The sequence below is a fragment of the Leifsonia sp. KNZ13-11D genome, from assembly GCF_056754895.1.
Genome location: NZ_JBPGWU010000001.1, coordinates 2,421,054 through 2,443,228 on the forward strand (window position 1 = coordinate 2,421,054; position 22,175 = coordinate 2,443,228).

Here is a 22,175-nt window from a genome sequence, read left to right on the forward strand (position 1 = left end):
GTGAAGGGTGGTGGTGGGAGTCGGCCGGCACTGTCGGCGGCCGTATCGAGCCTCCCCCGAGCCGCCCGGGGGGGTCAAAACGTCTTGCGAAATGTGACGCCTCGCGTTCACCCGGCCGCTCTTACGACGGGACGGGGCCACGCGTAGTGTGAGGCTCGTCGGCGTGCGGGACGCACGCTGGCGCACGGAGCGTGACGGAACGACGGGAGAAGCATGAGCGACATCAACGACGACGACATCAGCACCGACGCGGTCACCGGCGGCGAGGGCGCCGCGGACGGCGGCGCGAACCCCGGCGGCCACGACGGCGGAGCGGACGGCTCGGCCGGCGGCACCGGCGAGGGCCCCGCGGACGGCGGTGCCGACGCGGGCGGGCACGACGGCGGAGCCGACGGGTCCGCTTGATGACGGCGGATGGGCGCGGGCCGGGCGACCGGCCCGCGCTTTCGCGTTGCGTGCCGGTCGATCGCGAGCGTTTCGCCGCGGAGTACTGGGGACGGCGCCCGCTGTTCACGCGCGCCGCGGACCTGCCGCGAGACTTCTCCGACCTGTTCAGCACGGATGCGGTGGATGAGCTGGTCTCGTTCCGCGCGCTGCGCACGCCGTTCGTCCGCATGGCGAAGGAGGGCGACGTCCTGCCGCAGTCCCGGTTCACCGGCCCCGGGGGCTTCGGCGCCGAAGTGGGCGACCAGCTCGACTCCGCGAAGGTGCTCGCCGAGTTCGCGGACGGCGCCACGCTCGTGCTCCAGGGCCTGCACCGCACTTGGCCGTCGATCGCCGGGTTCTCCCGCCGCCTGGCGGCCGAACTCGGGCATCCGGCGCAGGTGAACGCGTACGTCACGCCGGCGTCGTCGCGCGGTTTCGACCCGCACTATGACGTGCACGACGTGTTCGTGCTGCAGATCGCCGGCGAGAAGCACTGGCGCATCCATGAGCCGGTGCACCCCGACCCGCTGCGTGACCAACCGTGGAGCGACCACCGGCAGGAGGTCGCGGCGCGGGCCCAGGAGACGCCCACCATCGACGAGACCTTCCGTCCCGGCGACGCGCTGTACCTTCCCCGGGGCTGGATCCACTCGGCGGAGGCGCTCGGCGGCGTGTCCGTGCACCTGACGATCGGCGTCGCGGCGTATACCCGCCACGACGTCGTGCGGGAGGCCGTGGCCCGGGCGGCCGACACGGCCGCTCTGCGGGCGTCGCTGCCGCTCGGGTTCGATCCGTCCGACGGGGAGGCGGTGGCCGCGGTCGTCGGGGAGACGGTCGACGCGCTGGTGCAGGCCCTGGCGGATCCGTCGGCCAGGGCGGAGGTCGCGGCCTCGGTCGGCGACCGGCTGCGGCGCCGCCGGCGCTCGGACTCGCCTCCGGCGCCCGTCCGTCCGCTCGCGACCATCGCGACCGCGGAGACGATCGGGCCGTCGACCGTGGTGCGCGCGCGACCCGGGCTGGACGGCGACGTGACCGTCGAGGTGGAGACCGTGACGGTGCGCCTCCCGACGAAGAAGATCGCGCTCCCGATCGCCGCGCGGGAGGCCGTGGAGCGGCTGCTCGACGGCCGGCCGGTGGCGGTGGCCGAGCTGCCGCTGGAGGAGCGCTCGGCTGTCGTGGTTGCGCGGCGGCTGCTGCGGGAGGGGGTCGTCGTGGAGGCCGCGGATGCGGGCGGTGGCGGTAGCGGCGGTGGCGGCGAGTTCGCCGTCGTCGACCCGGCCGATGAGGCGGGCGTCTCGTCGGACGGCGAGCGCAGCGCGACCGCCGACTTCGGAACCGCGACCGCCACGTGACGGACACCGCCGCGGGCTGGCTGCCGTGCAGCGACCGGGCCATCGGACGGGGCGACCCGCTGCCGGGCACGGCCGGTCTCGGCGAGCGCTGGCTGCTGGTCGAGATCGAGAGCGGGTGGGGTCGCCACGCGTTCTTCGACTCCGACCTGGACCCGGCCCTCGGCGCCGCGATCGTCTCGCGTGCCGAGGAGGCCGGGGTCCGTCCGCTCGCGATCCGGCGCACCCGGCTGCGCGCCCCGCAACGCCGGGACCAGTCGTCGTGGCGCTGGGCGCTGGTCGACTGCCGTCCCGGTGGCGAGACCGTCCGCTGGGGCCGCGTGGACGACCCCGCCGAGCTCCTGTCGTTCCCGCTCGACGGGAGCGCCGGAGAGCCGAGCGACGCGCCGATCTACGCCGTGTGCACGCACGCGCGTCACGACCAGTGCTGCGCCGTGCGCGGCCGGCCCGTGGTGGAGGCGCTGGCCGCCGCACACCCCGAGCTGACGTGGGAGTGCTCGCACCTCGGAGGCGACCGCTTCGCCGCGACGATGATCGTCTTCCCGCACGGCCTCCTCTACGGCCGGGTGCTCGCGGACGACGCCGAGACGGTTGTGGAGCGGCACGCGGAGGGCCGGGTGGTGGCCGGCCTGCTGCGGGGACGCACCGCCCTGACGACGGTCGCACAGGCGGCGGAGTCGTTCGCCCGCACGGCGACCGGCGACGACCGGATCGACGCCTTCCGCGTGCTCGGCGAGCACCCGCATCCCCACGGCTGGCGCGTCGACCTCCGGCACGGAGACGAAACGCTCACCGTCGAGGTGGGCGAACGCCTGTCGGAGCCGCTGCTGAGCACCTGCGCCGCGACGATCGCCCACCCGGTGCGCGAGTTCGTGCCCGTGTCGGTGTACCGGGCCTGAGGGCGACGGGCCCGGCCTCAGGCGTTCTGCGTCGCGGCCGCCGACTGAAGGATGCGGACCATGTTGCCGGACGGGTCGCGGAAGGCGCAGTCGCGCGGGCCCCACGGCTGGTCGATCGGCTCCTGGAGCACTTCCGCTCCCGCCGCGCGGACGCGTTCGAAGGCGGTGTCGAGGTCGTCGGTGCGGAACACGATCGGGCTCATCGAGCCTTTCACCACGAGTTCCTGGAGGGCGTCGCCGTCGGACTGGGAGCGGCCGGCGTGCGGGTCGCTGAGGACGACGGCGGCGCCCTCGTCCCCGGTGACGCCGAGGGTGATCCAGCGGTGGTCGCCGGAGCGGACATCCTGGATGACGTCGAGCCCGAGAGCGTCGCGGTAGAACGCGAGGGACTCTTCGGGGTCGAGGACGGTGATCTGCGAGTACTGGAGTGAAACGGTCATGAGTCGACTCTAGGAACCCCGCCCTGCCGTCGCTTCTCCAAAACTGCTTTCTGTGGAGAAGCCGCTGCGCGGGCGCTCTGTGGGCGCTTTCCTACCGCTCGCCGACGCGTCAGGCCCGCGACCGGACGGGTCGGGTCCGCTGCCTGGCGATGCAGTCCGGCATCGCGCGGACGGCCGCGTGCTCCCGCGCGCGATACTGCGTCGGCGTCATCCCGACCACCTCGGTGAACTTGGAGCTGAACGAGCCGAGCGAGGTACAGCCGACCGTCATGCACGCGTCGGTGACGCTCATGCCGCCACGGAGCAGGGCCATCGCGCGTTCGATGCGTCGGGTCATGAGGTAGCTGTAGGGCGTCTCCCCGTAGGCTGCGCGGAACTGGCGTGAGAAGTGCGCCGGCGACATGAACGCGCGCGCCGCCATCGTCGGGACGTCGAGCGGCTTGGCGTAGTCGCGATCGATCAGGTCCCGTGCGCGGCGCAGGTGCGCGAGCGTCTGCAGCTCCTCCGGTGACACGCGTCGAGCGTAACACCGGGCCCGGGCTCGACGGCAGGCCCGGGCTCGACGGCAGGCCCGGGCACGACGGCAGCCCGGTCCGTGAGAGTGCGCCGGTCCGTGACAGCGGACCCGTCAGGACCCGACCGGCAGGGTGGCGGGCTCGTCCGCGCCCTCCACCAATCGGATGAACGCGCTCAGCTCGCCCACTCCCGCCGGTGTCGTCGGAAGGAACTCCGTCAGCTCGGGCGAGTGGACCAGGTAGGCCGCCCACTTGGCACGTGAGATCGCGACGTTGAGCCGGTTCTTCATCAGCAGGAACGACATCCCGCGTGGGACATCGACCGCCGACGACGCGGCCAGGCTCACGATCGCGACGGCAGCCTCTTGACCCTGGAACTTGTCCACCGTGCCGACGCGGACTCCGCGGTGCCCGGCAGCGTCGAGCAGAGCGCGCACCTCGGCCAGCTGCGCGTTGTAGGGGGTGACCACGATGATGTCGTCCTCCCCCAGCGGCGTGTCGTCGCGGCCGGCGGCGGGGTCGCTCCACGACCGGCCGCGGAGGTCGGCGACGAGGTCGACCACGGCTCGGGCCTCCTCCGGCGACGCGGTCGAGTTGCCGACGTGCAGCACAGGCACGGGGTGGAGGCCCGGCGCCACGCCGCCCAGTTCGCGCTCGGCCGCGCATTCGTGCGCGCGGAGCTTGCCCTCGTACGACAGCCGGGAGACGGCGACGGCGAGATCCGGGTGCATCCGCCGCGTCTCGGCGAGGAAGTAGCCGAGTTCGGGCGGGAGCACGTCGTGCCCGTCGCTCACCCAGCCGAGCGCCGACCCGTCGACCGGTTCGGGATGCCGCCCCTGGCTCACCTGCGGCAGCTGCTGAGGGTCTCCGAGCAGCAGCAGGTTCTTCGCGGCGACCCCGACCGCGACGGTCGACGCGAGGGAGAACTGGCCGGCCTCGTCCACCACCAGCAGGTCGAGGCTGCCGCGCGGGACGCGCGCTGCATTTGCGAAGTCCCACGCCGTGCCGCCGAGCACGAAGCCGCGCTCCTCGTTGGCACCGGCGAACTCGAGGTGCCCGTTCGTCGGAAGCGCCGTGAAGCGGTGGACCGGTTCGGCGGCATCCCCCCGCTCGGAGTGCGCGCCGGCGCCTGCACTGGCGCCTGCGCCCGAGCTCGCGCTCGGCGCCTTGCCGACCATCGTGGCGTCGAGCCCCGCGTCCACCACACGGTCGAGCAGGTTCTCGACGACGGCGTGCGACTGGGCGACGACGCCGACCCGCCAGCCGTGGTCGGCGACCAGCCGGGCGATGACGTGGGCACCCAGGTGGGACTTGCCCGTCCCGGGCGGCCCCTGGACCGCCAGGTAGGAGCGATCGAGGTCGAGGAGACTCGCGACGACGGCGTCGATCCGTCCGTCGCCGTCACCGCCGAGGGCGGTGGGATCCGGCACGAGCGCACCGGAGTGCGTTCGCGGTGGGGTGCGCCGCAGCAGGTCGACGGTCGCATCCACCGGCCACGTCTCGTGGTGCCGGGCGATCAGCAAGGCCGTGCCCCACTCGCGGATCGCCTCTGCGAGACGCCGGGAGTCGGGCGGAGCCGGCGGGGTCAGGGCGCTCGGCAGGTCGCGGTACGGCGGGACCTCCGGCGGCAGCGTCTCGCGCACGACGACCGACCCGTCCTCGAGGGCCTCGATGACGGCGACCGTGCGCGCGGTGCGCGCGCCCGGCTGCGCCCGCGGCTGCCGGAACGGTCCGGGGTACTCGTACAGCAGGTAGGGACCCGTCCGTTCGCCGACGCGCACGGAGCTGCCCGCCCCCCACTGCCCGGACAGCAGAAGTTCGCGGCGCTCCACCCGCTGGCCTTCGTCGAGGTACCAGTCGCGCAGCACGACGGCCCTCTCCACGGCCAGCACGTCGCGCGTCTCGGCCCACTCCTCGATCGGCTGGATCAACCGGGCGAAGTGCGACTGCCAGAAACTCTTCTGTTCGCGCCGGTGGAATTCGATCGCGGCCGCGGCGAGAGCCATGGCCTGCCGGTCGCCCGACCGGTGCGGATCGAGGGGGTCACCCGCGAACGCGAGGAGACCGGCCCGCAGCGGCGACTCGTCTGGCGCCAGCTCGGCCTCCTCCGCCGGAGCGGCGCCGATCGGGATGCCGCTCTCGGCCGCACGGGCGAGCAGCCAGTCGCGCAGGCGCAGGGTGGACACGCAGTCATACCGGTTGTACTCCCCGAGAGCATCGAGCAGCGGCTGGGCCTCGCCGAGCCGACCGAGCGCGATGAGGTCGCGGGCGTTGGCGTACTCGGTGATCGAGTCGGCGCCGTTCGTCACCTCGCTCTGACGGAGCTCGTCGCCCATGTAGAGCGGCTCCAGCTTCTTGATGGAGTACGACCTCGACCCGACGCGCACGGCCTTGCGCACAAGCGGGTAGAGGTCGACCAGCACGTTCTCTCGGAGCAGGGCGTCGACCTCCTCCTCGCCGACCCCGTGCCGAGCCGCGAGTGCGAGCAGGTGCGTCTGCTCGTACGCCGCGTAGTGGTAGATATGCATGCGCGGGAATCGCTCCCGCCGCTCCCGCACGAACGCCAGGAACGCCTCGAGCGCCACCCGCTCCGCCGCGAAGTCGTGCGCCCAGAAGGCGGTGAACTCCTCCTGCTGGTCGACCATCCCGAACAGGTAGTCGAGGTTCCAGCGCTCGCCCGCGCCCTCGGTGTAGAGCGGGTCGCCCTCGAAGTCGAAGAACAGGTCGCCCGGGTCGGGCTCCGGGAGCACGGCGAGCACCGGCGCGTTGAACACCCGCACGGGCGGCGGACTGTCGGGCACGGCCTGGAGCTGCAGCCGCGCCTGCTCGCGGAGCCCGTCGAGCGTCCCATCCGGGATGCCGTCGACCGGATCAGTGGACGCCGCCAGCGCGTCGATCGTGGCGATGCCGGCGGCCAGCAGGTGCTCGCGCTGCGTCACGCGCATGCCCGCCACGAGGAGCACGTCGCGCGTCGCCTGCACCTCGGCGTCGCAGGTGTCGCATCGGCCGTCGACCGTGAAGCGCGGGTCGCCCCACGCGACCGGACCGTCATCGGCGACGTGCTGCTCGATGATGGACAGGAGCCGCGCACGCCGCTTGCGGTAGACCGGCTCGATGTCGCGGAGCGCATGCTCGCTCACCGACCCGTCGCCGAGCAGGAGCTCGACGGTCTCATCGACATCCACCCCCATCCGCCGCAGTTGGTCGGCGTACGCGGCGAGCTGCAGCAGTGCGGTGACCCGCGCGCTGCGGGCGAGCTTGGAATCCTGCACCCGATAGCGCCCGTCGGGGAGCCGGACCACGAAGTCGGCGAATCCCACGAAACCGCCGTCGAAGAACGTCGCCTGGAACACGACATCGGCACCGGACGCGAAGGCCGCCGCCGTCTGCGTGACCGCCTCGCCGAGGGACTCGGCCGTCAACTGCGCCGGACGCTCGATCTCGGCGACGCCGCTGCCGAACCGCTCCCGGTACCTCTCGAGGATGCGGTGCTCGTGCTCGTCGCCCATCCGGGACGACCGCACGTACATCGGGTCTTCGATCTCCTCGGTCTTCTCGAGGCGGCCGAGCTTCACGTCGACCGCGCGAAGGAAGGCGAACTCGCACTTGGAGGCCTCTGTGAGGTCGCTGGCGCTGGTGACGATCATCCCGTCGAGCAGGAACACGGCGGCCTCCCTTCTGACATCAGCCGACCGGGGTCGACCCGGTACTCCGAGAGTATCGGCGACCACCGACAGGGCCGGGCCGTCCACAGGATCGATCCGATCTCATCCGCTCCGCACCTCCTGTGGAGGGATTCGCACGCAGGGATTCGCACGCAGGAATTAGCACGCAGGGGACCGCGCGAACGTTCGCCGGTCAGCGCCCCTTGGCCGCCGCCTTCGCCGCCCGCTTGTGCTCGCGCACGCGGGTGAGCGAGTCGGCGTCCACGATGTCCGCCACGGAGCGATAACCCGGCGTTCCGTAATCGCCGGCCGCTTGCTCCCAGCCCGGAGCCTGGAGCCCCTTCTGCTTGCCGAGCAGGGCGAGGAAGATCTTCGCCTTCTGCTCACCGAAGCCGGGGAGTGCCTTCAGCCGGCGCAGCACCTCGGCGCCGTCCGGATCGCCCTGCGTCCAGATCGCCGCGGTGTCGCCTCCCCAGTCGGAGACGATCGCGGCCGCGAGCGCCTGCACCCGGCCGGCCATGGACCCTGGGAAGCGGTGGACGGCGGGGCTCTGCTTCATCACTTCGGCGAGCTTGTCCGGGTCCATCGCGGCGACCGTGGCGGGGTCGAGAGCGCCCAGGCGGTCGCGCAGCTTGGCGGGGCCGGCGAACGCGGTCTCCATCGGCACCTGCTGGTCGAGCAGCATCCCGGTCAGCAGGGCGAACGGGGATTCGTCGAGCAGGGCGTCGGCCTCGGCGTCGCCGGTGATGTTCAGTGCCATGGCCTCAGCCTGCCACCAGCAGCAGGACGCCCGCCACTGCGGACAGCACCGCCAGCAGCAGGGCGACCCCGAGCAGCACGCCGTGCACGACGAGGAACGGCGTCGCGCGCCCCGCCGCGTCCCGAGCGCGTGCGTCCTTGCGGACCCGCGCGAAGAACCGCGGCCAGGCGATGACGTTGAACAGCGCGTCGAGGAACAGCACGATGGCGGCGAAAACGGTCATGATGCGTCCAGCCTAAGCCGGGGCTCAGCCGCCGGACGCGATGAGCTGCACCCGCAGCGAGTCGACGCGGGTGGCGATCACGTCGTCCGCCGCCCAGCGCTGTGCCAGGCGCGCCAGGATGGCATCCAGCTCCTCGCGCGTGAGGCCAGCCGCGAGGGCCAGCCGGACGACGAGCTCCTCCCCGGCGAGCCGGCTCTGCGGGTCGCCGGACACGAGTTCGACGTCGTGCACCCCCAGCTCCGAGCCGATGGATGCGCGGAACGCCGCCTCGACCTCGGGATCGCGGTCGCTCGGCAGCCACCGGGTGCCCTGCGCCACGGCCCACACCGCCGGTCGCCTCAGCACGAACTCGGTCTCCGACGTCGGATCGAGCACGAGCAGCTCGGTCCCCTCGGCCGCGGCGGCCAGGGCGGCGCGCCGGCCCTCGACCGGCACGGGCCGGGCCGACGGGTTCCAGGTCTGCAGCGCCGTCACGGACGAGAAGACGGGCTGGACCGTGCGCCCGTCGGGACCCGCCACGGTCACGATCGAGAGCTCCTGCGACTTGTCGACGAGCAGACCCGCGGCGTTCGCCTCGTGCTCGCCGAGCTCGGCCATCAGCGGGATGAGCAGCCGGGACTCGCGCAGCGCATCCACGACCGCCTCGGCGCCGGCGTCACCCGCGCGGAAGGCCACCAGGGCGCCCAAGAGGGCCGGAGGCGCCGTGCCGTCGTCGCCGCCGAACGGGTTGTCGTCGAAGGAGCGGCCCTCCCACGGCTGACCGGCCGAATCGGCCAGGGAGGCGGCGAAGCCGGCGAGACGCGCGGCCCCGGTCTCGCTGGGCCGTGCCGCGCTCGGCCGGGCGCCGGCGGGCGACGCATCGCCCTCCTGTGCCGAGTCTCCGGCGGGCGCCCCGCGGTCCGGCGGATCGAGCTGGTCGTCCGGGTCAGCGTCCCGCGACATCCAGCGCCTCGGGCAGGGTGAACGCGCCCGCGTAGAGCGCCTTGCCGACGATCGCGCCCTCGAGCCCGAGCGGCACCAGCTCGCGGAGCGCCGCGATGTCGTCGAGGTTCGAGATGCCGCCGGAGGCGACGACCGGACGCTCGGTGCGGTCGAGCACCTGACGCAGCAGGTCGAGGTTCGGGCCGCGCAGCGTGCCGTCCTTGGTGACGTCGGTCACGACGTAGCGCGCGCAGCCGGCGTCCTCGAGCCGGGCGAGCACCTCCCAGAGGTCTCCGCCCTCGCGCGTCCAGCCGCGGGCCGCCAGCGTCGTGCCGCGCACATCCAGCCCGACGGCGATCGCCTCGCCGTACGTGCTGATGGCGCTGGCGGCCCACTCCGGGTTCTCCAGTGCCGCCGTGCCGAGGTTGACGCGCGTCGCTCCCGCTTCGAGCGCCTGCTCCAGCGACGCGTCGTCGCGGATGCCACCGGAGAGCTCGATGCTGACACCGTGCACCTGGTGGATGACGCGCTTCAGCAGCGACCGGTTCTCACCGCGCCCGAACGCCGCGTCGAGGTCGACGAGGTGGATCCACTCCGCACCCGCGTCCGCCCACTCGGCGGCCGCGTCGACCGGGTCGCCGTAGCTGGTCTCACTGCCCGCCTCGCCCTGGGTGAGGCGGACGGCCTTGCCGTCGGCGACATCCACCGCGGGAAGCAGGACGAGCCGGGGCGTGCTGATGAAGTCGGTCATGTGGTTCCTCGGGTCGGTCCGGCGGTGCGGACGGGATGCGGTCGGGTCGGGATGCGGAGGTTCAGGATGCGGTCGGGTCGGGATGCGGAGGTTCAGGATGCGGTCGGCCTGGCAGCCGGGCGGGTCAGAGCGAACGGACCCAGTTGCGCAGCAGCTGCAGTCCGGCGTGCCCGGACTTCTCCGGGTGGAACTGCGTGGCGCTCAGCGGTCCGTTCTCGACCGCCGCGACGAACGGCGTGCCGTGGTCGGCCCACGTGACGACCGGCGAGGGGAACGGCGGCTCGGGAGCGAGCGTCCAGTCCTGCACCGCGTACGAGTGGACGAAGTAGAACCGCTCATCCCGGAGTCCGGCGAACAGTGTGGAGTCCTCGGGTGCGCGGACGGTGTTCCAGCCCATGTGCGGCACCACGTCGGCGCGCAGGAGGTCGACCGTCCCCGGCCACTCCCCCAGCCCTTCGGTCTCGATGCCGTGCTCGACACCGCGGTCGAACATCACTTGCATCCCGACGCAGATGCCGAGCACCGGACGTCCCCCGGCCAGGCGGCGGTCGACGACCTCGTCGCCGTGCGAGGCGCGCAGGGCCCGGGCGACGGCGGTGAACGCGCCGACGCCCGGGACGAGCAGGCCGTCGGCCTCCTGGGCGCGACGGCGGTTGCCCGTGAGCTCCACGTCGGCTCCCGCCGCTTCGAGCGCCTTGACGGCCGAGTGGACGTTGCCCGACCCGTAGTCGAAGACGACGACCTTCGGAGTGCGCCCGTCGGTCACAGCGCGCCCTTGGTCGAGGGGATGCCGGTGATCAGCGGGTCGAGCGCCTTGGCCTGCCGGAACGCACGGGCGAATGCCTTGAACTCGGCCTCCGCGATGTGGTGAGGGTCGCGGCCGCCGATCACGGTGATGTGCGTCGTGAGGGCGGCGTTGAACGAGATCGCCTCGAAGACGTGACGGACCATCGAACCGGTGAAGTAACCGCCGATCAGGTGCAGCTCGAAGCCGGCCGGCTCTCCGCTGTGCACGAGGTAGGGGCGGCCCGAGATGTCGACGACCGCCTGCACGAGCGCTTCGTCCAGCGGCACGAGCGCGTCGCCGTAGCGGGAGATGCCCGACTTGTCGCCCAGCGCCTGCCGGATGGCCTGCCCGAGGACGATGCCGACGTCTTCCACGGTGTGGTGCACGTCGATGTCGGTGTCGCCGGTCGCGCGGATGCGCAGATCGGTGAGCGAGTGCTTGGCGAACGCGGTCAGCAGGTGGTCGTAGAAGGGGACGGTCGTCCGGATGTCGGATGTGCCGGTGCCGTCGAGATCGAGGCTCAGCTCGATGCTCGACTCGCTCGTCTCCCGCGTGACCGTGGCGGCGCGATTCGTCATAGGTCCGAGTCTACCGGGGCGCTCTGCGACCGCTCCGGCGCGTCATCCTCCGGAGCCGCTGCGGAAGGACGGCCGAGCGCGGCCAGCGCCTCGAGGAACGCGGTGGTCTCGGGCTCCGTACCGGCGGTGACCCGCAGGTGGTGCGGGATGCCGACATCCCGGATCAGGATGCCGCGCTCCGCCAGCGCCTCGAAGGTCGCCTCGGGGTCGCTCACTCCCCCGAACAGCACGAAGTTGCTGCCGGAGCGGTGCGGCGTGTAGCCGAGGCGGCCCAGCTCGGAGACGAGCCGGTCGCGCTGCGTGCGGATCTCGCCGACGGTGGCCAGCATCTCGTCCGCGTGGGCGAGCGCGCCGAGGGCCGCCGCCTGCGTCAACGCGGACAGGTGGTACGGGAGCCGCACCAGGCGCAGAGCGTCGACCACGGCCGGGTCGGCGGCCAGGTAGCCGACGCGGGCGCCCGCGAACGCGAACGCCTTGCTCATGGTCCGGGAGATCAGGAGGCGCGGCCGCCCCGGCAGCAGCGTGAGCGCGGAGGGGACGCCGTCGGGCAGGAACTCGGCGTACGCCTCGTCGACCACGACGATGCCGCGGGCGGCGGCGTACGCCGCCTCGATCGTCTCGATCCCGAGCGGCGTCCCCGTCGGGTTGTTCGGCGAGCACAGGATGACGATGTCGGGGTCGAGGGCGCGGATCTGCGACGCGGCCGTCTCCGGCGTGAGCTCGTAGTCCGCGTCGCGGGTTCCCGCCAGGTACTCGGTGCCGGTCCCGGCCGCGAGCAGCGGATACATCGAGTACGTCGGGGCGAAACCGAGCAGCGTCCGCCCCGGACCGCCGAAGGCCTGCAGGATGTGCTGCAGCACCTCGTTCGAGCCGTTGGCCGCCCAGATCTGCTCCGCTGCGAGGTCGTGGCCGAGATAGCGGGCGAAGGCCTCGCGGAGTTCGCTGAACTCCCGATCCGGGTACCGGTTCACCCCGCCCACGGCGGCCGCGACGCGGGCGACGATGTCCGAAGCGACGTCCTCCGGCACTGGATGCGTGTTCTCATTCACGTTGAGCGCGACGGGCACCGGACGCTGGGGGGCGCCGTACGGCGAACGACCGCGGAGGTCGTCGCGGATCGGCAGCTCGGAGAGAGAAGTCACCGTTCAATCGTAGCCAGGGCGCTGGATGCGCTACGCCCGATGACGGAACGCTGACGCGGGCCTAGTGCGCGTACTTCGCCGGGATCGCGAGCTGCTGGCCGGGCGACACCACCGCGGACTCGAGGCCGTTGAGCGACACGAGGTCGGCGATCACGTCGCGCGGGTCCGCGTTCGGGGCCACGCGCTCGGCTACCGACCAGAGCGAGTCGCCGGACTCGACCGTGACGTACTGGAAGCTGACGTGGGTCTGCTCGCCATTCGCGACCGCTCCGCCGCCGTTGAGGGCGAAGACCAGTGCGCCGATGACGAGGGGAAGTGCGACGAGCGCGGACAGGACCGCGCGACCGCGGCGGGTGAGGCGCAGGCGGACGCGGGCGCCCTCGGGCAGGGGCGGGACCGCACGCAGGGCGGGAACCGACTCGCTCATCAGTACTGCACTCATGGCCGTGACCTCCTCAGACTCGCGGGTGCGAAGCTGTGTTCCGAATGTATCTTCGAATGTCCGAATCCGCAAGGTGCCCTCGGACGGGGAATTCAGGGACGAAATTCGCGACACACTCGAACACATGTTTGTCTTCCCCTTCCGACGCGGATACAGTTTCGACTGTCTGAGGACATCAGATCAGGGACCACCGACATTCGTACCGGGAGCACCCCGGACGAGGCCGACGCCAGGAGAGGACGCCCGTGTCGAACGAGAACCAGGCCCGCGGGGGCACCCGTCGCCGGAAGAACCTCAGCGACAAGCAGCTCGCGATCCTCGACGTGATCCAGCGCTCGGTGAGTCAGCGGGGGTATCCGCCGAGCATGCGCGAGATCGGCGACGCGGTGGGACTCTCCTCCCTCTCCTCCGTCACCCACCAGCTGAACCAGCTGGAGCTGAGCGGCTACCTGCGACGTGACCCGAACCGTCCCCGCGCCCTCGAGATCCTCATCGACCTGCCCTCGTCGGGCCCGACCCCGGACTACGAGAACCAGACGCCGGTCGGAGACGCCGCCATGGTGCCGCTCGTCGGCCGCATCGCCGCCGGCATCCCGATCACTGCGGAGCAGCAGGTCGACGAGGTCTTCCCGCTCCCCCGCCAGCTGGTCGGCAACGGCGAGCTGTTCATGCTGAAGGTCGTCGGCGAGTCCATGATCGACGCCGCCATCTGCGACGGCGACTGGGTCGTGGTGCGCGCTCAGAACACGGCCGAGAACGGTGACATCGTCGCGGCCATGCTCGACGAGGAGGCCACGGTGAAGGTCTTCCGCCAGCGCGACGGCCACACCTGGCTGCTCCCCCGCAACTCCAACTTCGAGCCGATCCTGGGCGACTTCGCCACCGTCCTCGGCAAGGTCGTCGCCGTCCTCCGCGCGGTCTGACCATCGCCGAGGTGCACGTTGTGGGCGTCGACACGCCGATCACGTGCGCAACAAGGTGCACCTCGACGACGGGTCAGGCCCAGCCGAGCTCGCGCAGGCGGTCGTCCGACAGCCCGAAGTAGTGCCCGATCTCGTGCACGAGGGTTATGCGCACGCGCGTTCGCAACTCATCCACGCTCGCGCTCGACGCCTCCAGGTTGTTGCGGAACAGCGTGATCCGGTCCGGCAGCTCCCCGAACCCGTAGACAGACCGCCGCGTCAACGGCCGCCCGCTGTACAGGCCGAACAGGCGCGGACGCGCCCCCGGCGGCTGGTCCTCGATGAGGATGGCGACGTTCTCCAGCGGCCCCACCATGTCGTCCGGCAGCTCGTCGAAGATCTCGCCGACCATCCGCTCGAACTCGTCGTCCGCGATCCTCATCGCCGGCACCACCGCACCATGCGCCCATCCTCACACGCCGGGCGCCGGAAGGAGGCACCCCCGGAAACGGTGCCGGCCCCGGTTCGCTGTGCGCGTACCGGGGCCGGCGGCCGTTCTGGCTCAGGCAGAGGGCGTCAGGACGAGAGGCGTCAGGCGGTGACCGCCGCCCGCTCCCGCACTCCGCGCGTGGCTTCGATGATGTTCCGCAGCGACGCGACCGTCTCGTCGTAGCCGCGGGTCTTGAGGCCGCAGTCCGGATTCACCCAGAGCTGACGCCCGGGGATCGCGCTGAGCGCGGTCTCGAGCAGCTCGGTGACCTCGGCGACCGAGGGGACGCGCGGCGAGTGGATGTCGTACACGCCCGGCCCGATGCCGTGCTCGAACCCCGAGCGCTGGATGTCGTGCACGACCTCCATGCGGCTGCGCGCGGCCTCGATGCTGGTGACGTCGGCATCCAGGTTGCGGATCGCGTCGATCACCACGCCGAACTCCGAGTAGCAGAGGTGCGTGTGGATCTGCGTGCGGTCGGCGACGCCGGAGGTCGCCAGCCGGAACGAGCCGACCGACCACTCCAGGTACTCGTCCTGCGCCGCCTTCTTCAGCGGCAGCAGCTCGCGCAGGGCGGGCTCGTCGACCTGCACGACCCCGATGCCGGCGGCCTCGAGGTCGGCGATCTCGTCGCGGAGTGCCAGCGCGACCTGGCGGGCGGTCTCGCCGAGGGGCTGGTCGTCGCGCACGAACGACCAGGCGAGGATGGTGACCGGTCCGGTCAGCATCCCCTTGACCGGCTTCTCGGTGAGGCTCTGCGTGTACGCCGACCAGTCGACCGTGATCGGTGCCGGACGCGACACGTCGCCCCAGAGGATCGACGGGCGCGTGCAGCGCGAGCCGTACGACTGCACCCAGCCGTTCTGGGTCACCGCGAAGCCGTCCAGGTTCTCGGCGAAGTACTGCACCATGTCGTTGCGCTCGGGCTCGCCGTGCACGATGACGTCGATGCCGATCTCCTCCTGGAGGTCGACGACCCGCTTGATCTCGTCGCGCATCCGGCCCAGGTACTCGGCCTCGGTGATGAGGCCCTTCGCCAGCTGCGCGCGCGAACGGCGGATGTCCGCGGTCTGCGGGAACGAGCCGATCGTCGTGGTCGGGAGGAACGGCAGGCCGAGCGCCTCGTCCTGCGCTGCCTGGCGGGCGGTGTACTCGCCGCGGCGGAAGTCGGCACGGGTGAGGGCGGCCTCGCGCTCGCGCACGGCGGGGACGCGCACGCCGGGGGCCGACGCGCGGTCGGCGAGGGCGGCGGTCGCCGCGGTGAGCTCGTCCTGGATGGCCTCGTGGCCGTCGACGAGTCCGCGGGCGAGCACGGCCACCTGGGCGACCTTCTGGTCGGCGAACGCCAGCCAGGTCTTCAGCCGCGCGTCCAGCTCCGGCTCGTCGTCCACGTCGTGTGGGACGTGCAGCAGCGAGGTGGAGGTGGAGACCGCGACGTCGGGGCTCAGCGACAGCAGCTCGGTGAGTGTGCCGAAGGCCGCCTCGAGGTCGCCGCGCCAGATGTTGTGGCCGTCGATCACTCCGCCGACGAGGGTCTTGTCCGCGAGAGCGGATGCCGTGGCCGCGTCGAGACCGGTCGGGATGCTGCCGCGGACCAGGTCGAGGGAGATCGCCTCCACCGGGCTCGCCGCGAGCGGCGCGAGCGCGTCGTCCAGGCTGCCGTAGGGCGCCGCGACGAAGATCGCGGGCCGCTCGTCCGCTGCACCGAGCTCGGCGTAGGCGGTGCTCACAGCGGCGAGCACCGCATCCCGCGGCTCGTCGATGCTCTCGCTGACCAACGCCGGCTCGTCGAGCTGCACCCAGGGCGCGCCGGCGGCCGCGAGCCGGGCGAGCAGCTCGCGGTAGACCGGCAGGAGGTCGGCCAGCCGCGAGAGCGGACGGAAGCCCTCCGGGGCGTCGTCGCTCGGCTTGCTGAGCAGAAGGAAGGTGACCGGTCCGACGACGACCGGGCGGGTGACGAAGCCCGCCTCACGCGCCTCCTCGAACTCGCGGACGATGCGGTCGGAGGCCAGTCGGAAGTCCGTCTCCGGGCCGATCTCGGGCACCAGGTAGTGGTAGTTGGAGTCGAACCACTTCGTCATCTCCAGCGGCGGGTTCTCCCCCTCGCCGCGGGCGATCGTGAAGTAGCCGGCCAGGTCGACGGAGCCATCCGCCCCCGCCAGCCCTGCGAACCGCGCGGGCAGCGCTCCGACGATGACCGCCGCGTCCAGCACCTGGTCGTAGTAGCTGAAGCTCTCCGGGATGGAGGCGTCGGTACGGCCGAGGCCGAGCGACGCGAGACGCTCGCGGGTTGCGGAGCGGAGGCCGGCGGCGGTCGCCTCCAGCTCGTCGGCGGTGATGCTGCCGGCCCAGAACGCCTCGACGGCCTTCTTCAGCTCGCGGCGGCGGCCGATGCGCGGGTAGCCGATGATCGTGCCCGCCGGGAAGGCGGCGCGGGTGGTGTCGGTCATGCTGGTTCCTTTTCGGTGGCCGATTTCTCGGGGGTGGGGCGTGCAGGGCGGTCCGCCGACGCGAGAGCGCCGATCCGGTCGAGCACGGACAGGACCGCGTCGTGCTGGTTGAACGTGTACAGGTGGAGGCCGGGGGCGCCCCCGTCGAGCAGCCGCTGCCCCAGCCGGGCGGCCCAGGCGATGCCGATCTCGCGACGGCCCTCGTCGGTCGGCTCGACCTCCAGCTCGATCGCCAGGTCGCTGGGGAGGTCCTCGCCGCTGAGCTCGAGCATCCGCTTCAGCCGCGCGGGGCTCGTGACGGGCATGATCCCGGGCAGGATGGGGAAGTTCACACCGGCCTCCGCGGCGCGCTGCGTGAAGTGGAAGTAGTCCTCGGCGTGGAAGAACAGCTGGGTGATCCCCAGGTTGGCGCCCGCCGCCTGCTTCGCCAGCAGCGCGTCGATGTCCTGGGACACCGACCGCGACGACGGATGTCCGTTCGGGAACGCAGCGACGGCGATCTGCACGTGCTCGCGGTGCTCCAGCACGGCCCGTGCGTGCAGCCCGGGCACCGGAAGCTCGCCGTACGGCACCCGCTCCGCCTGCACCCGGTGGATGAGCTGCACGAGCTCCGCGGTCGTGCGGATGTCGCCGATCGGGTCCTCGCCCTCGGGCAGGCCTACCGGCGGGTCGCCGCGCACGGCCAGGAACCGGCGCACGCCCGCGTCGAGGAACTCGCGGATCAGCCGGTTGACCTCCTCCGTGGAGGAGCCGACGCAGGTGAGGTGCGCCATCGCGCTCACGTCGGTGTGCTCCAGGATGTAGCGGAGCACCTCCAGGGACGCCGTGCGTGACGAGCCGCCGGCTCCGAACGTCACCGAGATGAAGTCGGGCCGCACAGCCGCGAGGCGGTCGATGGTGGCCGGCAACGCAGCGGCGGCGCGCTCGTTGCGGGGAGGGTACAGCTCGAAGGAGTACCGGGCCTCGGTACAGCTCATGGGCTCCTCGGATGGTCGGACAGCGGCACGGGACGACCCGCGCACTGTGGAGAACACAGTGCGGGATCGCACGGGCGGGTGCCGGGCTCGGCTGTCGCACCACGTCAGCGGTCGCCCGCTGCGGTTGTCTGGAAATCTAGCAACGCGAAAGGCCGGACGGAATCGTCCGTGTCATGGTTCGACACATCGATCCCGTCCGGCCTCGTCCGCTGCGGTCGCCCGCGGCCACGCCGTCACGTGCCTATGCCGTCTTGGGCACCTCGAACGGCTCGAACGCCGCGTGGTACTCGGGCATGATCCGCGCGGTCACGCGTGTGCCCTCCTCCACGTACTCGGTGGAGATGACCCGGCCGCGCTCGTGCAGGGCCGAGATCAGGTCGCCGCGGTCGTACGGGACCACCAGTTCCACCTCGAGGGACGGGTCCGGCAGCAGGCGTGCGATGGCGGCGAGCACCTCGTCGATGCCCTCGCCCGTGCGGGCGGAGGCGAAGATGGCACCCGGCTCCAGTCCCCGCAGCACCAGGCGGTCGTCCGCCGAGATCAGGTCGGCCTTGTTGAAGACCACGATCTCGGGGATGCCGCGCGCCCCCACCTCGCCGATGACGTCGCGCACGGTCGCCAGCTGCGACGCCGGGTCCGGGTGCGAGCCGTCGACCACGTGCAGGATGACGTCGGAGTCGGCGACCTCCTCCAGGGTCGAGCGGAACGCCTCCACCAGCTGGTGCGGCAGGTTGCGCACGAAGCCGACCGTGTCGGCCAGCGTGTACAGCCGACCGTCGGCGGTCACCGAGCGGCGCACCGTCGCATCCAGCGTCGCGAACAGCGCGTTCTCGACCAGCACGCCGGCCTTCGTCACGCGGTTCAGCAGGCTGGACTTGCCGGCGTTGGTATAGCCGGCGATCGCGACCGACGGCACGGAGTGCCGGGTGCGATTCGCGCGCTTCGCCTCGCGGGCCGGCTTGAAGCCGGCGATCTGCTTGCGCAGACGCGCCATGCGCGAGTGGATGCGGCGACGGTCCAGCTCGATCTTCGTCTCACCGGGACCGCGCGAGCCCATTCCGGCTCCCGCGCCACCCACCTGGCCACCGGCCTGGCGGGACATCGACTCACCCCAGCCGCGCAGGCGCGGCAGCAGGTACTCGAGCTGTGCGAGCTCGACCTGCGCCTTGCCCTCGCGGCTCTTGGCGTGCTGGCTGAAGATGTCGAGGATCACGGCCGTGCGGTCGATCACCTTCACCTTCACCACGTCCTCCAGCGCACGGCGCTGGCTCGGGGCGAGCTCGGTGTCGGCCACCACGGTGTCGGCGCCGAGAGCGGCCACGATTCCGGCCAGCTCCTCCGCCTTGCCGCGACCGAGGTACGTGCTCGCGTCCGGGTGCGGACGGCGCTGCAGCATCCCGTCGAGCACCACGGCCCCGGCCGTCTCGGCCAGTGCCGCGAGCTCGCGCATCGAGTTCTCGGCGTCCTGCAGAGAGCCCTGCGAGTACACCCCGATCAGCACGACGTTCTCGAGCCGCAGCTGCCGGTACTCGACCTCGGTGACGTCCTGCAGCTCGGTCGAGAGACCGGAGACGCGGCGCAGCGCCGCGCGCTCCTCCCGGTCGAACTGCTCGCCGTCGTGGAAGCCGCCGTCGTCGGCGTCGCTCTGCAGCGCCTGGGCGCGCGAGGACGTCGCGCCGCCGAACAACGTGACGGATGCGCGGCTCTGCTCGGTCGCGAGCACGCGCGCGACCACGTCGTCGGCGTCGTGTTCGCGGATATCGGTGTTATCAGTCATTCAGTTCCCCTGATCCGGGTTAACCCTAGTTTGTTCGTGTCCTGTACGGTCTGCTTATGGCCAGCGGAGATCACTACTTTTCCCCGGCGCCGGAGAGCGAGCTGAACCTGCGGCCGTTCACCGCACGCCTGGCCGGACAGACGTACGAGCTGGTGACGGCCAACGGGATCTTCAGCCCCGAGCGCGTGGACATGGGCACGCGAGTGCTGCTGGACCATGTGCCCGCACCGCCGCCCGGAGGTCAGCTCCTCGACCTCGGCTCCGGCTGGGGGCCGCTGGCTCTCACACTTGCTCTCGAATCCCCTCATGCGACGGTCTGGGCCGTCGACGTCAACAACCGAGCGCTGGACGTGGTGCGCAGGAATGCGCAGAAGCTCGGCCTCACCAATGTAAACCCGGTGACGCCGGAAAATCTTCCCGATGACGTCCGATTCACCACGATCTGGTCGAACCCGCCGATCCGGGTGGGCAAGAACGAGCTGCACAACATCCTGCAGCGCTGGCTCCCGCGCCTCGAGCCCGGCTCGGACGCGTGGCTGGTCGTCCAGCGCAACCTCGGCAGCGACTCCCTGCACCGCTGGATGCAGACGACCTTCCCGGACCTGACGATCACGCGCGCCGCCACCTCCAAGGGCTACCGCGTGCTGCGCGCCCGCGCGCACTCCTGACCCGCGCCGTCCTCGCTCCCTCGGTTCCGTCCCTCCGTCCCTCCGTCCCTCCGTCGAGTACACGAAAAGTGCACGCTTCGACGGCGCGTCGCGTGCACTTTTCGTGTACTCGACGGCCGGGGCGGCCCTAGGCGAGGTCGAGGGTGCCGGTGAAGACGAGCTCGGCGGGGCCGGAGAGGCCGACGTGCTCGCCGTCCTCGGTGGGGAACATGCGCACGCCCACTGTGCCGCCCGGAACGTCCACGCGCCACTGGTTCGGGGCGCCCTCGCCGGCCCAGTAGCGGACCGCCAGCGCGGCGGCCGCGGCTCCCGTGCCGCAGGACAGCGTCTCGCCGCTGCCGCGCTCGTGCACGCGCATCCGGATGCGGCCGACGCCGTCGACGACCAGCGGGTCGTGCGGGACGACGAACTCGACGTTCGCACCGTGCTCCGGCGCGGGCTCGAGATGCGGGATGTACGACAGGTCGGCCGCGTCGAGCTCGGAGTCGTCCGCGACGGCGACCACGACGTGCGGGTTGCCCATGTCGATGCCCAGACCCGGCCGCGCCACGGGCAGCTCCTTCGCGCGGACGAGGGGCTCGCCGCCGGCGAGGTCCCAGCGGCCGAGATCCACCTGGAAGCCGTTGGTGCTGCGCTGCACGTCGCGGACGCCGGACCGCGTCCCGATCGAGAGCGTCCCGCCCTCGGGGAGCTCGGCGAGGCCGGTCTCCAGCAGGTAGCGGACGTACACGCGGATGCCGTTGCCGCACATCTCGGCGAGCGAGCCGTCGGCGTTGTAGTAGTCCATGAACCAGGTCGCGTCGACGTCCTCCGCGAGGGCGGCGCCACCGTCGGCGAGGTTCTCGGACCGGACCGCGCGGATCACTCCGTCGGCGCCGACACCGAAGTGCCGGTCGCAGATCTCGGCGATCTGCGCCGGTGTGAGCGGCAGGCGCCCGTCCGGGTCGGAGTACAGCACGAAGTCGTTGCCGGTGCCCTGACCCTTGGTGAAGTGGATGGTCGCCATGGGCACCAGCCTAGCGATCTGCGGCGGGGTGGTCGGCGGCGGGGTGGTCGGGGGCGGGGTGCTCGGTGCCGCCTGCCGCGTCCACCAGCGCGAGTGCGGTCTCGACCAGCCGCGGGTCGTCGTAGTCGAGCCAGTGGATGCCCGGGTAGCGCTTGAACCAGCTGACCTGCCTCCGCGCGTAGCGGCGGGTCAGCTGCTGCGTCTGCGCGATGGCGTCGTCGCGCTCGAGCTCACCGCGCAGTTCCGCCAGGGCCTGCGCGTAGCCGATGGCACGCCGGGCGGTCACGCCCCGGTCCAGTCCCCGCGGGATGAGGTCGGTGACCTCTCCGAGCAGGCCAGAGTCCCACATCCCCTGCACGCGCGCGTCGAGTCGGGCGACGAGTTCGTCGCGCGGTGCCGCGAGCCCGATCACGACGGTCGGCTCGTGCCAGGGACGCGGCTCGTCGGGCAGTGCGCCGCTGACGGACGTGCCGGTGAGCTGCGCGACTTCGAGGGCGCGAACGATGCGGCGGCCGTTCCGGGATCCGATCCGTCGGGCCGCATCGGGGTCGAGCTCCGCAAGCCTCTGGAACAGCATCCCGGGGCCGTGCTCGGCGAGCTCCTCCTCAAGTTGCGCCCTCAGTTCGGGGTCGGTGCCCGGGAACTGCAGGTCGAAGATCACGCTGGAGACGTACAGGCCGGAGCCGCCCACCAGCAGCGGCACGGCGTCACGATCGAGGATGTCGGCGATCGTCGCGCGCGCGTCGGGCTGGTAGCGCGCCACCGTGGCCTCGTCGGTGACGTCGAGCACGTCGAAGAGGTGGTGCGGGATGCCGCCCCACTCCGTCTGCGGCAGCTTCGCCGTGCCGATGTCCATCCCCCGGTAGAGCTGCATGGCGTCCGCATTGACGACTTCGGCGGCTCGCCCGCGTTCGCGCAGTGCGCCGGCGAGGGCGAGCGACAGATCGGTCTTGCCGGTGCCGGTCGGACCCACGATCGCGACCAGCGGGACGGGGTGCACCGGGCCG

The 22,175-nt window shown here is 72.0% G+C and carries 22 protein-coding genes; 5 read left to right on the top strand and 17 right to left on the bottom strand.

The genetic code is table 11. The features are described 5' to 3' along the window. The first annotated feature begins 213 nt into the window (after nt 1-213). Genes ACR9Y5_RS12065 through ACR9Y5_RS12075 form a run of 3 tightly spaced genes read left to right on the top strand, consistent with a single transcriptional unit; the run spans nt 214 to nt 2,674 of the window. Nucleotides 214-405, top strand: a complete 192-nt coding sequence (locus ACR9Y5_RS12065; protein ID WP_481298172.1) for a BatC protein — start codon at nt 214-216, stop codon at nt 403-405. Beyond that, entirely contained in the window at nt 405-1,778 is a 1,374-nt protein-coding gene (locus ACR9Y5_RS12070; protein WP_481298173.1) for a cupin domain-containing protein, read from the top strand. The genes ACR9Y5_RS12065 and ACR9Y5_RS12070 overlap by 1 nt, the downstream gene beginning before the upstream one ends. Further along, nucleotides 1,775-2,674 carry a sucrase ferredoxin gene (locus ACR9Y5_RS12075; protein ID WP_481298174.1) on the top strand — a complete coding sequence of 300 codons (900 nt, stop codon included), beginning with the start codon at nt 1,775-1,777 and terminating at the stop codon, nt 2,672-2,674. The genes ACR9Y5_RS12070 and ACR9Y5_RS12075 overlap by 4 nt, the downstream gene beginning before the upstream one ends. A gap of 17 nt (nt 2,675-2,691) precedes the next feature. Here the strand turns inward: ACR9Y5_RS12075 and ACR9Y5_RS12080 are convergent, their stop codons facing one another. The 11 genes from ACR9Y5_RS12080 to ACR9Y5_RS12130 all read right to left on the bottom strand — a co-directional run bounded on the left by ACR9Y5_RS12080 (nt 2,692) and on the right by ACR9Y5_RS12130 (nt 12,898). Beyond that, nucleotides 2,692-3,114, bottom strand: coding sequence for a VOC family protein (locus tag ACR9Y5_RS12080; RefSeq protein WP_481298175.1), 423 nt, complete (start codon nt 3,112-3,114; stop codon nt 2,692-2,694). Nucleotides 3,115-3,223: 109 nt separating this feature from the next. Further along, nucleotides 3,224-3,628 carry a helix-turn-helix transcriptional regulator gene (locus ACR9Y5_RS12085; protein WP_481298176.1) on the bottom strand — a complete coding sequence of 135 codons (405 nt, stop codon included), beginning with the start codon at nt 3,626-3,628 and terminating at the stop codon, nt 3,224-3,226. 114 nt (nt 3,629-3,742) lie between these two features. Then, complete coding sequence (locus tag ACR9Y5_RS12090; protein WP_481298177.1) at nt 3,743-7,294, bottom strand: TM0106 family RecB-like putative nuclease; 3,552 nt, start codon at nt 7,292-7,294, stop codon at nt 3,743-3,745. A 193-nt stretch (nt 7,295-7,487) separates the two neighbouring features. Then, entirely contained in the window at nt 7,488-8,054 is a 567-nt protein-coding gene (locus tag ACR9Y5_RS12095; protein ID WP_481298178.1) for an HhH-GPD-type base excision DNA repair protein, read from the bottom strand. Nucleotides 8,055-8,058: 4 nt separating this feature from the next. Further along, a complete protein-coding gene (locus ACR9Y5_RS12100; protein WP_481298179.1) occupies nt 8,059-8,277 on the bottom strand; it encodes an SCO4848 family membrane protein in 219 nt (72 codons plus the stop codon). A gap of 24 nt (nt 8,278-8,301) precedes the next feature. Beyond that, a complete protein-coding gene (locus tag ACR9Y5_RS12105; RefSeq protein ID WP_481298180.1) occupies nt 8,302-9,219 on the bottom strand; it encodes an SseB family protein in 918 nt (305 codons plus the stop codon). Then, the gene (gene priA, locus ACR9Y5_RS12110; RefSeq protein WP_481298181.1) at nt 9,203-9,949 is read right to left on the bottom strand and encodes a bifunctional 1-(5-phosphoribosyl)-5-((5-phosphoribosylamino)methylideneamino)imidazole-4-carboxamide isomerase/phosphoribosylanthranilate isomerase PriA; all 747 of its coding nucleotides are present in this window, start codon (nt 9,947-9,949) and stop codon (nt 9,203-9,205) included. The genes ACR9Y5_RS12105 and priA overlap by 17 nt, the downstream gene beginning before the upstream one ends. 124 nt (nt 9,950-10,073) lie before the next feature. Further along, a complete protein-coding gene (gene hisH, locus ACR9Y5_RS12115; protein WP_481298182.1) occupies nt 10,074-10,715 on the bottom strand; it encodes an imidazole glycerol phosphate synthase subunit HisH in 642 nt (213 codons plus the stop codon). After that, complete coding sequence (gene hisB / locus ACR9Y5_RS12120; protein WP_481298183.1) at nt 10,712-11,314, bottom strand: imidazoleglycerol-phosphate dehydratase HisB; 603 nt, start codon at nt 11,312-11,314, stop codon at nt 10,712-10,714. The genes hisH and hisB overlap by 4 nt, the downstream gene beginning before the upstream one ends. After that, nucleotides 11,311-12,456 carry a histidinol-phosphate transaminase gene (locus ACR9Y5_RS12125; RefSeq protein WP_481298184.1) on the bottom strand — a complete coding sequence of 382 codons (1,146 nt, stop codon included), beginning with the start codon at nt 12,454-12,456 and terminating at the stop codon, nt 11,311-11,313. The genes hisB and ACR9Y5_RS12125 overlap by 4 nt, the downstream gene beginning before the upstream one ends. 61 nt (nt 12,457-12,517) lie before the next feature. Then, a complete protein-coding gene (locus ACR9Y5_RS12130; protein WP_396427071.1) occupies nt 12,518-12,898 on the bottom strand; it encodes a LysM peptidoglycan-binding domain-containing protein in 381 nt (126 codons plus the stop codon). 245 nt (nt 12,899-13,143) lie between these two features. On the opposite strand from ACR9Y5_RS12130, the gene lexA reads away from it, so the two are divergent. Beyond that, entirely contained in the window at nt 13,144-13,821 is a 678-nt protein-coding gene (gene lexA / locus ACR9Y5_RS12135; protein ID WP_310129979.1) for a transcriptional repressor LexA, read from the top strand. 73 nt (nt 13,822-13,894) lie between these two features. Here lexA and ACR9Y5_RS12140 read toward each other — a convergent pair whose 3' ends face one another. The 4 genes from ACR9Y5_RS12140 to hflX form a co-directional block, all read right to left on the bottom strand. Beyond that, nucleotides 13,895-14,242, bottom strand: coding sequence for a metallopeptidase family protein (locus ACR9Y5_RS12140; protein ID WP_481298185.1), 348 nt, complete (start codon nt 14,240-14,242; stop codon nt 13,895-13,897). Nucleotides 14,243-14,391: 149 nt separating this feature from the next. After that, complete coding sequence (metE, locus tag ACR9Y5_RS12145; protein ID WP_481298186.1) at nt 14,392-16,740, bottom strand: 5-methyltetrahydropteroyltriglutamate--homocysteine S-methyltransferase; 2,349 nt, start codon at nt 16,738-16,740, stop codon at nt 14,392-14,394. After that, on the bottom strand, nt 16,737-17,717 hold the full coding sequence (locus ACR9Y5_RS12150; RefSeq protein ID WP_481298187.1) for a methylenetetrahydrofolate reductase: 981 nt from the start codon (nt 17,715-17,717) through the stop codon (nt 16,737-16,739). Before ACR9Y5_RS12150 ends, metE begins: the two co-directional genes overlap by 4 nt. 241 nt (nt 17,718-17,958) lie before the next feature. Then, entirely contained in the window at nt 17,959-19,494 is a 1,536-nt protein-coding gene (hflX, locus tag ACR9Y5_RS12155; protein WP_481298188.1) for a GTPase HflX, read from the bottom strand. 56 nt (nt 19,495-19,550) lie between these two features. Between hflX and ACR9Y5_RS12160 the strand changes: the two genes are divergently transcribed. Then, entirely contained in the window at nt 19,551-20,162 is a 612-nt protein-coding gene (locus tag ACR9Y5_RS12160; RefSeq protein ID WP_481298189.1) for a class I SAM-dependent methyltransferase, read from the top strand. 127 nt (nt 20,163-20,289) lie between these two features. On the opposite strand, the gene dapF is transcribed toward ACR9Y5_RS12160, so the two are convergent. Both dapF and miaA read right to left on the bottom strand, forming a co-directional pair. Continuing rightward, a complete protein-coding gene (gene dapF, locus ACR9Y5_RS12165) occupies nt 20,290-21,168 on the bottom strand; it encodes a diaminopimelate epimerase (RefSeq protein WP_481298190.1) in 879 nt (292 codons plus the stop codon). 10 nt (nt 21,169-21,178) lie between these two features. Continuing rightward, nucleotides 21,179-22,168, bottom strand: coding sequence for a tRNA (adenosine(37)-N6)-dimethylallyltransferase MiaA (gene miaA, locus ACR9Y5_RS12170; protein WP_481298191.1), 990 nt, complete (start codon nt 22,166-22,168; stop codon nt 21,179-21,181). Between the last annotated feature and the right edge of the window lie 7 nt (nt 22,169-22,175).

Excerpts from the sequence above, each read along its gene's own strand:
- hflX (WP_481298188.1), bottom strand. The coding sequence starts at position 19,494 with ATGACTGATAACACCGATATCCGCGAACACGACGCCGACGACGTGGTC.
- dapF (WP_481298190.1), bottom strand. The coding sequence starts at position 21,168 with ATGGCGACCATCCACTTCACCAAGGGTCAGGGCACCGGCAACGACTTC.
- ACR9Y5_RS12065 (WP_481298172.1), top strand. The coding sequence starts at position 214 with ATGAGCGACATCAACGACGACGACATCAGCACCGACGCGGTCACCGGC.
- ACR9Y5_RS12105 (WP_481298180.1), bottom strand. The coding sequence starts at position 9,219 with ATGTCGCGGGACGCTGACCCGGACGACCAGCTCGATCCGCCGGACCGC.
- metE (WP_481298186.1), bottom strand. The coding sequence starts at position 16,740 with ATGACCGACACCACCCGCGCCGCCTTCCCGGCGGGCACGATCATCGGC.
- ACR9Y5_RS12150 (WP_481298187.1), bottom strand. The coding sequence starts at position 17,717 with ATGAGCTGTACCGAGGCCCGGTACTCCTTCGAGCTGTACCCTCCCCGC.
- hisB (WP_481298183.1), bottom strand. The coding sequence starts at position 11,314 with ATGACGAATCGCGCCGCCACGGTCACGCGGGAGACGAGCGAGTCGAGC.
- priA (WP_481298181.1), bottom strand. The coding sequence starts at position 9,949 with ATGACCGACTTCATCAGCACGCCCCGGCTCGTCCTGCTTCCCGCGGTG.
- ACR9Y5_RS12130 (WP_396427071.1), bottom strand. The coding sequence starts at position 12,898 with ATGAGTGCAGTACTGATGAGCGAGTCGGTTCCCGCCCTGCGTGCGGTC.
- ACR9Y5_RS12080 (WP_481298175.1), bottom strand. The coding sequence starts at position 3,114 with ATGACCGTTTCACTCCAGTACTCGCAGATCACCGTCCTCGACCCCGAA.
- ACR9Y5_RS12160 (WP_481298189.1), top strand. The coding sequence starts at position 19,551 with ATGGCCAGCGGAGATCACTACTTTTCCCCGGCGCCGGAGAGCGAGCTG.
- ACR9Y5_RS12140 (WP_481298185.1), bottom strand. The coding sequence starts at position 14,242 with ATGAGGATCGCGGACGACGAGTTCGAGCGGATGGTCGGCGAGATCTTC.
- ACR9Y5_RS12095 (WP_481298178.1), bottom strand. The coding sequence starts at position 8,054 with ATGGCACTGAACATCACCGGCGACGCCGAGGCCGACGCCCTGCTCGAC.
- ACR9Y5_RS12070 (WP_481298173.1), top strand. The coding sequence starts at position 405 with ATGACGGCGGATGGGCGCGGGCCGGGCGACCGGCCCGCGCTTTCGCGT.
- ACR9Y5_RS12100 (WP_481298179.1), bottom strand. The coding sequence starts at position 8,277 with ATGACCGTTTTCGCCGCCATCGTGCTGTTCCTCGACGCGCTGTTCAAC.